Genomic DNA, 11,208 nt, shown 5'->3' on the forward strand with positions numbered 1-11,208 from the left:
CGTGAAACATGCGGAGGTGCCACCACCGCCCGAGGCGGCGGAGGCGGTCTTCGGACCCGCGCTGGAGAAGGCCCATCTCTACGCCCGGATTCTGGCGGGGGCGGGCGTCGAGCGGGGCTTGCTCGGGCCCCGCGAAGTCGAGCGCCTGTGGGACCGACACATCCTCAACTGCGCCGTGGTGGGCGAGCTGTTGCAGCCCGGCGAGCGTGTCGCCGACATCGGTAGTGGGGCGGGGCTGCCCGGGATACCGTTGGCCCTGGCCCGGCCGGATGTCCACGTCATTCTGATCGAACCCCTTCTTCGCCGAAGCGAGTTCCTTCGGGAAACGATCGAAGAGATCGGCATTGACTGTGATGTCGTCCGCGGTCGCGCCGAGGACCGATCGGTCCGCGAGGAGGTGGGGACGACGGACGTGGTGGTGTCGCGGGCCGTCGCTTCCCTCGACAAGCTGACGAAGTGGAGCAGCCCGCTGCTGCGGGTGGGCGGCCGCATGTTGGCGATCAAGGGGGAGCGAGCTGACGACGAGGTACAGCAGCATCGGCGTGCGATGGCGGCTTTGGGAGTGTCCGAAGTGAAGGTGGAGAGATGTGGCGGTCAATACGTGGAGCCGCCCGCGACGGTGGTCGTAGGGTTTCAGGGAGTGGCGAAGGTGAGCCAGTCACGGTCAGGAAGGAGACACAGGTGATGTCCGCTTCCACTGATTCCGGGATCCCTGAGGCGATACCGCCTGCCGATGTTTCACGTGAAACGTGGAACTCTCCAGAGGTCGACACCCCGATCGGGGCTGAAGCCGAGCGTGCCGTCCGATTGATGCAGGCCGCCGTGCAGGGCCAGCTGCCACGTCCCAAGCGGCAGCGGGTGTTCACCGTCGCCAACCAGAAGGGCGGGGTCGGCAAGACCACCACTGCAGTCAACATCGCCGCGGCGCTCGCGCTGCAGGGACTGCGCACCTTGGTGATCGATCTGGACCCGCAGGGCAATGCCAGCACCGCGTTGGGCATAGAGCATCGCCCCGGGACGCCGTCGTCGTACGAGGTGTTGATCGGTGACATCTCCGTCGAGGCCGCGCTGCAACGCAGCCCGCACAGCGAGCGGCTGTACTGCATCCCGGCGACTATCGACCTGGCGGGTGCGGAGATCGAGTTGGTCAGCATGGTGGCGCGCGAGGGGCGGCTGCGCACGGCGCTCGGAGAGCTCAAGCACTACGACTTCGACTACGTGTTCATCGACTGTCCGCCGTCTCTGGGCCTGCTGACGATCAACGCGCTCGTAGCGGCGCCCGAGGTGTTGATCCCCATTCAGTGCGAGTACTACGCGCTCGAGGGGGTGGGTCAGTTGCTGCGCAACATCGAGATGGTGAAGGCACACCTGAACCCCGAACTCGAGGTCACCACCGTGGTGCTGACCATGTACGACGGACGCACCAAACTGGCCGACCAGGTGGCGATGGATGTGCGCGCCCACTTCGGCGACAAGGTGTTGCGGACCGTCATTCCGCGGAGCGTGAAGGTCTCCGAGGCGCCCGGCTACGGGATGACGATCATCGATTACGACCCCGGCTCCCGAGGAGCGATGAGCTATCTCGATGCGAGTCGGGAACTGGCGCTGCGGGGTGGGGACGAAGGAGGAGGGGATCGATGAACAATCAGGCCCGTAAGCGCAGCGGTCTCGGCCGCGGCCTCGCTTCGCTGATCCCGACGGGACCCGCGGAGGGAGGCGAGCCGGCCACGCTGGGACCGAAGATGGGAGCCGCCGCCGCCGACGTCGTGCTCGGCGGAGCACCCGTCGCCCCGCCGGCCGCCACCGACGTCAACCCGGTCGGGGCGGTGTACCGCGAGATCGCGCCGTCGCAGATCGATCCCAACCCACGCCAGCCCCGTCAGGTGTTCGACGAAGAGGCGCTCGCGGAGCTCGTGCACTCGATCCGCGAGTTCGGGCTCATGCAGCCGATCGTCGTGCGCGCGACCCCAGGGGGAGAGGGCGAGAGCTCCGACCGCTACCAGCTCGTCATGGGGGAGCGCCGGTGGCGGGCCGCACAACTGGCCGGGGTGGCGACGATCCCGGCGATCGTCCGTGAGACCGCCGACGACAGCATGCTGCGCGATGCGCTGTTGGAGAACATCCACCGGGTGCAGCTGAACCCGCTCGAAGAAGCCGCCGCCTACCAACAGTTGCTCGAGGAGTTCGACGTCACCCACGACGAACTGGCGACGCGGATCGGTCGATCACGTCCGGTGATCACCAACATGATCAGGCTCCTCCGGTTGCCGATCGCCGTGCAACGCCGGGTGGCCGCGGGCGTGCTGTCTGCCGGGCATGCGCGAGCGCTCTTGTCCCTCGAGGCGGGACCGGAGGCACAGGAGGAGCTCGCCGCGCGCATCGTGGCCGAAGGGCTGTCGGTGCGTGCGACAGAGGAAGCGGTCACCCTGGCCAACCGCAACGGCGAAGCTCCGCCCACGGCGCCGCGCCGCAAGCCGATCCAGATGCCCGGCCTGCAGGATGTCGCCGAACAGTTGTCGACGGCCTTCGACACCCGCGTCACCGTCAGCCTGGGGAAGCGCAAGGGCAAGATCGTCGTCGAATTCGGGTCCGTCGACGATTTGCAGCGCATTGTGGAGTTGATGAACGCGTCCCAGCCATGACCAACCACACCGGGGAATTACGTCACTGTGACACAGCCGGTACGGTTCCCGTTCCGGGAGCCGCTCGGTGCCGCAAAGCCGAAGTGCCCCATGTGATTTCGCGGAACAAGCCCGCAGGACCGGAATTCGGCGGCCAGATCGGGCCGGTGGATCGTCGGGCTTCTATCCTGGAGAGGCAACCGCGCGTTCCCGCGCGGTGTAGAGACCGGGGAGTCTAGTGGCCGCACGTATCACGCCCCTTCGGCTCGAGGCGTTCGAGCAGCTGCCCAAGCACGCCCGACGGTGCGTGTACTGGGAGGTCGATCCGGGGATCGTGGATCGTGGTGACCATCTGTCCGATCCTGAGTTCGAGAAGGAAGCGTGGCTGTCGATGGTCATGCTCGAATGGGGATCGTGCGGCCAGCTCGTGGTCGAGCACCGCGGCACGGCGGCGGTCGGTGAGGATCCCGGTGATGAACCATGTCTGGGATACGCGTTCTATGCGCCGCCGCGGTCGGTGCCGCGGGCGGGCCGCTTTCCGACCGGACCGGTCAGTGCCGACGCGGTGCTGTTGACCACCCTGGGGATCGAGCCGGGGCAGGGGAGCGCCGAACTGTCGCAGTCACTGATCACCGCGGTCGTCGGAGATCTCGTCCGTCGCGGCGTCCGCGCGCTCGAAGCCTTCGGGCGCACCAGTGCGGTCGATGATCTCACCGATCGGGCATCCGTGCCGGCCGACGTCCGGCCGGTGATGGAAACTCTCGGGGACTGTTCGGTGGAGCAGTGCGTTCTCGACGCCGACCTACTGATGGACGCGGGATTCGTGGTGGTCTCGCATCACGCGTACTTCCCCCGGCTGCGGCTCGAGCTCGAACAGGGATTGGGCTGGAAGGCCGGTGTGGAGGCGGCGCTGGAACTGCTTCTGCAGAGCGCGCAGTTGGAACAGCCGGTGGGTGCCGGGACGAGCAACTGCCTCTAGCCGATGCCGTTAGACGCGGCGGGCCTGTTCGACGGCGAGTTCGTGGGCGAGCAGTTCGGCGAAAGTGAAGGTGCCGGTGGGCCGGTCGTTCTTACCGAGCAGGTAGAGCCGCTTGACTGCGGCCAGGATCCCCTCGGCGAGCGCATCACGTGCCGTCGCCGACACCAGCGTCGCCCGGTCACCGGGGTTGGTGATGTAGCCGACATCGACCTGGACGGTGGGCATCCGGGTCAACCGCAGCAGATCCCACGTCCGGCCATGCACCCGGCAGTCGCGTAATCCGGTGCGCGCCACGACTTCCCGCTGAATGAAGTCAGCCAGGTTACGCCCGATGGTGGACACCGAACCGTGCGAGTTACCGAAGTGGAACGACGCGACGCCGTTGGCTGCCGGGCTGGGATGAGCCGCGCAGCGCAGGCTGATCATCATGTCGGCACCGACGGTGTTGGCAGTCGCCGCGCGTTCGGCATCGGAGGCGGAGGTATGCGCCGAGCGGGACAGGAACGTCTCGATACCGATCGCAGTCATCCGGCCCTCAAGCCGACTTGCCAAGTCCCACAGGATGTCTGCTTCACTGATCGGACCCGCGGGCCCGTTCATGATCAGACCGTGGTCGCTGCCGCCACGCCCCGGATCGATGATGATGCGCTTACCGGACAGCCGGGGCCCGGAGCGGCGCACGAGCTCTTCCTCGCGAATGGCGTGCGGCGAGCCGCCGGTCACCCGCGAACCGAGAAAGTACAACGAGCGCAACGTTTCCGGGCCACAGATGCCGTCCGGGTAGAGCCCGTACTCGCGCTGGTACGAGGACAGGGCGTTGTGGGTCTGCAAGCCGAAATGCCCGTCGACCAGGCCGGTGTAGAACCCGAGGTCCTGCAGCCTCGACTGCAACGTGGCGACATCATCGCCGTACATCGGCGCGCCGAACTGGTGATTGAGCGTGCGGGCACCGAGCCGGTAGGACGCTTCCTTGAGGGCCCGGTAGGTGGCTTCGCCGACGATACCGTCCACAAGTAGGCCCCGGTGCTGCTGAAACGCACGCACGGCGTGGTCCAGGTCGTCGTCGAACATGTCCGCCGCGACGTGCTTTCCGGTGGTCAGGTCCTCATCCGGACTGTCGATCATGCCGAGCGCGGACAGAGCGGCCCGGATCTCGGTGACCGCCCCCCCGCGGTCACCGCGACGCAGACTCGACATAGCCAGATTGTCTCAGACCGACGGGGGAATCGAGAAAACCCCAGGGAAGTCAGAGTGCCGCGATTCGCGGCACCTCAAGAGGTTCAGACGACCTCGGAGAGTTCCCGCAGCAGGGCAGCCTTGCCTTTTGCGCCGACGATTCGCTTCACCGGCTTGCCGTCCTTGAACAGGATCATCGTCGGGATCGACACCACCTGGAAGTCCCGCGCCGTGGCGGGATTCTCGTCGACGTCGATCTTGGCGACGGTGAGGGAACCGGCCTTCTCGGAGGCGATCTCCTCCAGCACCGGGGCGACCATCTTGCACGGCCCGCACCAGGTGGCCCAGAAGTCCACCAGCACCGGGGTGCCGCTGGACAGCACGTCGTCGGAGAACGAATCGTCGGTGACGGTCACCGTGTTCTTGGAATCGCTCATTGCTGTGCCCCAATCAGGTCGCTGTCATCCGTTGTGGTAGAGGATCTTTCGCCGGGCTCGGTGTGCTCGGCCAACCACCGTTCGGCGTCGATCGATGCGGCACAACCACTTCCGGCCGCGGTGATCGCCTGGCGGTAGGTGTGATCGACGAGATCGCCGGCGGCGAAGACACCTTCGACCGAGGTGTAGGTGGTGCGACCCTGCACCTTCACGTAGCCGGCATCGTCGACCTCGACCTGGTCGCGGACCAGTTCGGAGCGCGGGTCGTGGCCGACCGCGACGAACACGCCGGTCACCGGGAGAGTGGACTCCTCGCCAGTGGCGGTGTTGCGCAGTCGAATACCGGTCACCTTGGGGTCACCTTCGATGGCGGTCACCTGGGTATTGGTGAGGAAGGTGATCTTCTCGTTGGCCTGTGCCCGCTCCAGCATGATCTTGGAAGCGCGGAACTCGTCGCGCCGGTGGATCAAGGTGACGCTGCGCGCGAACCGGGTCAGGAAGGTGGCCTCTTCCATCGCGGAATCGCCACCGCCGACGACGGCGATGTCCTGGTCGCGAAAGAAGAACCCGTCACACGTCGCACAGGTGCTGACCCCCATGCCCAACAGGGTGTCCTCACCGGGTACGCCGAGGTGGCGTGCCGCGGCACCCATCGCCAGGATCACGGCGCGGGCCCGGAAGGTCTCGTCACCGACGGTGACGGACTTCACCGGCCCGGTCAGGTCGACGGCGTCGACGTCCTCCATCCGCAGGTCGGCGCCGAACCGAAGCGCCTGCTCGCGCATCTCGTCCATCAACTCCGGTCCGGTGATGCCATTGCGGAAGCCGGGGTAGTTCTCGACCTCTGTCGTGGTCATCAGGGCACCGCCGAACTGGCTGCCCTCGAACACCAGCGGGTTGAGCTGGGCGCGGGCGGCGTAGATGGCCGCGGTGTAGCCGGCCGGGCCGGATCCGATGACGATGACGTCGTGGATGGTTTCTGAGGAGGTCATGCGGGCCTTTCTACCGGAGGCGAGAGTTCTCCAGAACCGCAGTTGGGTAAACAACCGCGTTCTATGAACACCAGGGTAGGCCGGGGTGTTCCCGCAGCGGTATTCGGCGCGGCTCCTGCCGGGTTCACCGGCGGTTGACGAGGGTTTCGGCGAGCAGCCCGGTGTGCGCCGTGCTGCAGGTCGGCGACACGGCGACCGCAACGATCTGCCCGGCCGACGCACCGGGCAGCAGCAACAGCACGCCGGGCCGACCGGCCACGTCGATCTGCCTGCCGCCGAGGACCTCCAGGGTCGGTGCGTAACCGAGCCCGGCCAGGCAGGATGCCCGGCGCGGGGCGTCGGTGAGCGGCCCGAGGTCCGGTGCTGCGTCAAGGGCGGTGAGCAGCTCTGGGCCGGACAGCGGGAACGGCTGAGCGGGATCGGTGACCGTGATCTGCGAGGCGGTCGGTCCGGCCGGGAAGACGGGTGCCGGGTCGCGGGTCAACGTGATCGCCCCGACCACGGCGGCGGCCGCCACGGCGCAGGCGCCGATCAGCAGGCCGGCCCGGTGCAGTCGGGTCAGCTTCGGTCGGATGACCGCATGCGAGCCGGGGGGTGGGGCGGCCCGCAGCGCCGCGCTCACCCGCGCGGTGACCTCGGCGGGCACCTCAGGCGCGTTGCGCGCGTCGGTTCCCAGCCGCGCCAGTTCCCGGCGGACGTCGTCGATCAGGGCGTCCGGCGGATCGGTGTCGGGGCCCTGGCCCGCGCCGCTGTCCATCGTCGCCCCCGCCGGTCGTGCCGCAACAGATCGCTCGAGGCTATCGGACGCGGGTCACTCCGCGGTGGCAGTGAAACAGTCCAGCGAGGCGGCGAGCTTGGTGCGGGCGCGCGAGCAGCGCGATTTGACGGTGCCTTCGGCGACGCCGAGCATGCGGGCGGTCTCGGCGATGCTGTACCCCTGCATGTCGACGGCGACCACTGCGGCGCGCTGCTCGAGTGGAAGGCGCATCAGGGCCCGTTCGACGACGATGGCGGTGTCGACGCGCCCGGTCGGGTCGACGACAGGCCCCGCCTGGTCGTCGAGTTCCTCGCAGGCCCGGGATCTGTTGCGGCGCAGGCGATCCAAACACGCGTTGACGACGATGCGGTAGAGCCAGCTGCTGACCGCGGAATCATGACGGAATGTGCGTGCGGTGCGGTGCGCGGCGAGCAGCGCGTCCTGCAGGGCGTCGGCGGCGTCGTCGGGGTCCCTGCTGGTCAGTTGTGCGAGCCGGTACAGCTGGCGGTGGTGCCGGTGGAAGAGTTCCTCGAACGCGTAGCGATCCCCTGCGACGTGGGCGGCCAGCAGCTCGGCGTCGGTGCGCGGTTGCTGCTCGGGTCGTCCGTGCGTCCCCCCGAATATCCCCACAGCCGAACACTAATCCGCGCCGGGGGAGGGCCGGGACACCAGTTTTGCCGCGCTGCGGTCAGGACGCCGCGTTGAGCGTGACTTCCGCGATGTCCGAGCGGCTCTCGCCGTCGACCTGACCGAGGGTGGAGATCCACACCAGCACGTACGAGGTCGGCTCGGCGTCCTCGACCTCGATGGTGTTGGAGCCGGGCTTGACCGGGGTCGGGTCGGTCAGCGCGGTGGTGTCCTCCAGCGAGGACGGGGTGGCCGTCTCCGAGGACCGGATCTGGACGGACGTCCCGGTGCTGTTGAGGTTGACGGTGACGGAGCCGATCTTGGCCGGTTCCGGCAGCTGCAGCATCAGCCCGACACCGTTCTTGAAGTTCGGGAACGGGGCGGCGTCGGTGTAGGTGTCGATCGGCCACACCGTGGCGGGATTGCCGTCGATCGCCAACCCGGCAAGTTCCGGGGCGTCGGCCTCACCCTCGGGCGAAAACACGGTCACGCTGACCGGTTTGAGGGCCGAACCGCTCTGCCCCGGCTGGGCCGTCGTCGACGACGACGGGGAGTTGAGTCCGAGCTCGTCGCCGCCGAGTCCGTCGCCGACGTCACCGAAGATACGGCTGAGCACGGTCGCCAGCAGCACCACAGCGATCACCGCGATCGCGCCTGCGACCGACAGGCCCACGATGAGACCCTTGCGCCGCCGGGCCGCGGCCTCCGGATCGAGCTCGGCTGCAAAACCGGCGCCGCTCGGCGGGGGCGCCGGATCGTCGACGGGAGCGATGTGGTCGGTGCGGTCGGCGATGGCGGTGGCCTGCTGGAGGAGGTTCAGCAGGGTCGGGGCGCTGCGGATACCGCCACCCTCCTGCACGGCGTGCGCGGCGGCGGCCGAGATCTGGAACGGGATGTCGCGGTCGACGGATCGCGGCTCGACAGGCTGTCCCGCCGCGTCGAGGTCGGCGGGTGCGAGGCCGCTGGGTTCTCCGGTCTCGGGAAGCGGCCACCGGTTGACGAGCAGCGCGTACAGCGAGGCACCGATCCCGCGGATGTCGTCGTCGGGCGAGGCGTCGGGCAGTGTCGCCGGGAAGGCGAGCGCGACGTCGCCGTCGATGCTGACCCGGATCCGGCTGGGATGGTCGATGGACAGTGCCACACCGTTGCGGTGCGCGACCTCGGCGGCCGCGGCCAGCGACTGGATGGCGCGGGCGCCGCCGATCGGTGACGGGCAGGTGTCGGCCACCTCGGCCAGCGATCCGCCCCGGATCCACTCGGAGACGACCAGGCCGCCGACGCCGGTGCTGACCACGTCGAGGACGCGGGCCACACCGGGCATGTCGATGCGGCTCAGCCGCTGGGTGCGGTCGAGGATCTCCTGCACCGCCCGGTCGGGCATCGTCGCGTCGGGATCGACGAACGTGAGCGCCACCTGGCGGTCGAGCGCGGTGTCGAGGGCCTGCCAGAACTGGAGGTGGGCAGGGCCGCCGTGGGAGACGAGCAGCCGGTAGCGTCCGTCGACGATCGTCGCGCCGGGGATCAGGTGCATGTCCTCGGCGGTCGTGGCCGCCTCGGTCGCGGGTTCGCGGGGCGGGTCGAAGGGGAGGGCTTCGCGGGTGGGGTCGCCGGCATAGTCGGAGACCGGTGGCCGAGCCGCCGATTCGGGTCCGGCCGGCCGAGCCGCCGATTCGGGTCCGGTCGGCCGAGCCGCCGATTCGGGTCCGGTCGGCCGAGCCGGCGCCTGGGGCAGCACGTGGGTGCCGGCGTCTTCGGGCACGTCGGGCTGGAAGTCGTCAGGCGAGGGCCGGGTGATCCGCGTCGTGGCCGCCGAATCGGGGCCCCCCGGGGAACCGCTGGTGGGTTTGTCGCTCACCGCGAATCCTTTCCGCCTCCCGTCGTCGGCTGCTTCTGCCGATGGTCCCCGCGCCGCCGACCTGGGAAGCTGACGTCGGCGTAACGAGGACCGATTCTTGTGATCAGGGTACGTGAGCGTGTCGGACGGCCGGGGCCGGACGGACGGCTCGGCTGCGGGCCCGCGCGTTCCGAGGCGTCGACGCACGGCGGCCAGCGCGGCCTGGGCCTCGGGAACCTTGGCGGTCAGCATCACGGCGGCGATGATCGGGACCATCACCAGGCCGAGGGCCAGCAGCCGCAGCAGTGAGCCCGCGGCCCCCCAGTGCGTCGTGAGGTTCTCCAGCCCGGCGAGCTGGTCGACCACATGCGCGGTCAGGCCCGCGGCCAGCGAGGCGGTGATGGTCACCAGGATGGTGCGGATGACGGCGTTGTCGAGCAGGCGCCCGCCGGGTGGATCGAGCCGGGCCCTCAGCAAGAGATAGCCGACGGTCGCTCCGGCCAGGAAGCCCAGCCCGTTGGCCAGGCCCAGATATCCGGCCACCAGTTGAGGGTCGGAGGTCAGGTGCGGGGCGGCCAGTGACGCGGCGATCTTGACGATCGTGATGACGATGATCAGCAGGATCGGCGTCCAGGGCTCTTCGCGGGCATAGAACACCCGCAGCTGCAGCAGCACCAGCGTGTAGGGGATCAGGGTGAATGCGGACAGCGTGATCGCCATCCCGAGGTAGCCGGCGTCGACCGCGCCGAAATTTCCGTAGGAGAACAGCGCGCTGCCGATCGCGGGGCCGCCGACCGTCATCATCGCCACGATCGGGATGAGTGTGATCATGGTCAGCCGGGTGGCCAGCGACAGGTCGGCCAGCACGGCGGGCGCGTCGTCGGCGGCGGCGTTGCGGGACAACCTCGGCATCACGACGGTGAGGACAGTGACGCCGACGATGCCGAACGGCAGCTGCAGGATGAGCCAGGTGTAGTTGTAGATCGCCGGGCCGGATGCGGCCGCGGTGCTGGCGACCTGATTGCCGACGATGAAGCCGACCTGGCTGATGAGCACGTAGAGCACCATCGCCACGGCCATCATCCCGAACTTCTTGAGGCGGGCGTCGATGCCCCACAGGGGTCGCAGGCTCACCCGCTGGCGGCGGATCGCGATGAACAGCACCCCGGCCTGGGCCACCACGCCGAGCGTGGTGCCGACGCCCAGTACCAGGAGCTTGGCGTCTCCCATCTGCACCGGGTTCAGCGAAAGTTCTCCGGGCACAAGCACATACAGCCCCAGCGTGAGGATCGCGACGACGTTGTTGACGACGGGGGCCCAGGCGGGCGGCCCGAACACGTTGCGGGTGTTCAGGATTGCCATGAACACCGACGACAGGCCATAGAAGATGATCTGCGGCAGCAGCAGGTAGGCGAACGCGGTGGTGAGAGGACGGTCGACCAGCGGGTCGGGCCCCAGCATCAGGTCGACCAGCAGCGGCGCGGCCACCGTCGAGATGATCGTGACGACCAGCAACAGCGTGGTGGCCAGCGTCAGCAGCCTCCGGATGAACGCGGCACCGCCGTCGGGGTCGTCGCGTTCGGCCCTGGCGAGCACCGGCACGAAGATCGCGGTGAACGTCGCCTCCAGCACCAGCGCCGCGATCATGTTGGGCAGTTGGTTCGCCACGGTGAACGCACTGGACAGGGCCGCGCCCAGGATCGCGGCGAGCAGCACGATGCGGGCGAAGCCGGTCAGCCGGCTGACCAGGGTGGCGAGCGCCATGCCCCACGAGCGCGACACCAC

General features: G+C 68.6%; 10 protein-coding genes. 4 read left to right on the plus strand and 6 right to left on the minus strand.

Annotation, left to right across the window (positions count from 1 at the left end):
• Position 1 precedes the first annotated feature (1 nt).
• The 4 genes from rsmG (at position 2) to BN976_RS06355 (ending at position 3,600) form a co-directional block, all read left to right on the plus strand.
• Positions 2-685, plus strand: a complete 684-nt coding sequence (gene rsmG, locus BN976_RS06340) for a 16S rRNA (guanine(527)-N(7))-methyltransferase RsmG (protein ID WP_011783169.1) — start codon at positions 2-4, stop codon at positions 683-685.
• On the plus strand, positions 685-1,641 hold the full coding sequence (locus BN976_RS06345; RefSeq protein WP_011783168.1) for a ParA family protein: 957 nt from the start codon (positions 685-687) through the stop codon (positions 1,639-1,641). The genes rsmG and BN976_RS06345 overlap by 1 nt, the downstream gene beginning before the upstream one ends.
• Positions 1,638-2,642 (plus strand): ParB/RepB/Spo0J family partition protein, encoded by a 1,005-nt coding sequence (locus tag BN976_RS06350; RefSeq protein WP_036368773.1) that lies wholly within the window; start codon positions 1,638-1,640, stop codon positions 2,640-2,642. The genes BN976_RS06345 and BN976_RS06350 overlap by 4 nt, the downstream gene beginning before the upstream one ends.
• Positions 2,643-2,859: 217 nt before the next feature.
• Positions 2,860-3,600, plus strand: coding sequence for a hypothetical protein (locus BN976_RS06355; RefSeq protein WP_011783166.1), 741 nt, complete (start codon positions 2,860-2,862; stop codon positions 3,598-3,600).
• A gap of 9 nt (positions 3,601-3,609) precedes the next feature.
• On the opposite strand, the gene BN976_RS06360 is transcribed toward BN976_RS06355, so the two are convergent.
• The 6 genes from BN976_RS06360 to murJ all read right to left on the minus strand — a co-directional run.
• On the minus strand, positions 3,610-4,797 hold the full coding sequence (locus BN976_RS06360) for an N-acetylmuramoyl-L-alanine amidase (protein ID WP_036368776.1): 1,188 nt from the start codon (positions 4,795-4,797) through the stop codon (positions 3,610-3,612).
• An 83-nt stretch (positions 4,798-4,880) separates the two neighbouring features.
• Positions 4,881-5,213 carry a thioredoxin gene (gene trxA / locus BN976_RS06365; protein WP_011783164.1) on the minus strand — a complete coding sequence of 111 codons (333 nt, stop codon included), beginning with the start codon at positions 5,211-5,213 and terminating at the stop codon, positions 4,881-4,883.
• Complete coding sequence (gene trxB, locus BN976_RS06370; protein WP_011783163.1) at positions 5,210-6,205, minus strand: thioredoxin-disulfide reductase; 996 nt, start codon at positions 6,203-6,205, stop codon at positions 5,210-5,212. Before trxB ends, trxA begins: the two co-directional genes overlap by 4 nt.
• A gap of 124 nt (positions 6,206-6,329) precedes the next feature.
• Complete coding sequence (locus BN976_RS06375) at positions 6,330-6,962, minus strand: RsmA family anti-sigma factor (RefSeq protein WP_011783162.1); 633 nt, start codon at positions 6,960-6,962, stop codon at positions 6,330-6,332.
• 54 nt (positions 6,963-7,016) lie between these two features.
• Entirely contained in the window at positions 7,017-7,592 is a 576-nt protein-coding gene (gene sigM, locus BN976_RS06380; protein WP_011783161.1) for an RNA polymerase sigma factor SigM, read from the minus strand.
• Between the two features lie 58 nt (positions 7,593-7,650).
• Positions 7,651-11,208 (minus strand): murein biosynthesis integral membrane protein MurJ (gene murJ, locus BN976_RS06385; RefSeq protein WP_084182216.1); only part of this gene is annotated, 3,558 nt, incomplete at its 5' end.

The sequence above is a fragment of the Mycolicibacterium austroafricanum genome (genome assembly GCF_000612725.1).
GTDB lineage: Bacteria > Actinomycetota > Actinomycetes > Mycobacteriales > Mycobacteriaceae > Mycobacterium > Mycobacterium austroafricanum.

Coding starts and splice junctions, on each gene's coding strand:
- BN976_RS06350 (WP_036368773.1), top strand. CDS start 1,638: ATGAACAATCAGGCCCGTAAGCGCAGCGGTCTCGGCCGCGGCCTCGCT.
- BN976_RS06375 (WP_011783162.1), bottom strand. CDS start 6,962: ATGGACAGCGGCGCGGGCCAGGGCCCCGACACCGATCCGCCGGACGCC.
- BN976_RS06345 (WP_011783168.1), top strand. CDS start 685: ATGTCCGCTTCCACTGATTCCGGGATCCCTGAGGCGATACCGCCTGCC.
- trxA (WP_011783164.1), bottom strand. CDS start 5,213: ATGAGCGATTCCAAGAACACGGTGACCGTCACCGACGATTCGTTCTCC.
- BN976_RS06360 (WP_036368776.1), bottom strand. CDS start 4,797: ATGTCGAGTCTGCGTCGCGGTGACCGCGGGGGGGCGGTCACCGAGATC.
- trxB (WP_011783163.1), bottom strand. CDS start 6,205: ATGACCTCCTCAGAAACCATCCACGACGTCATCGTCATCGGATCCGGC.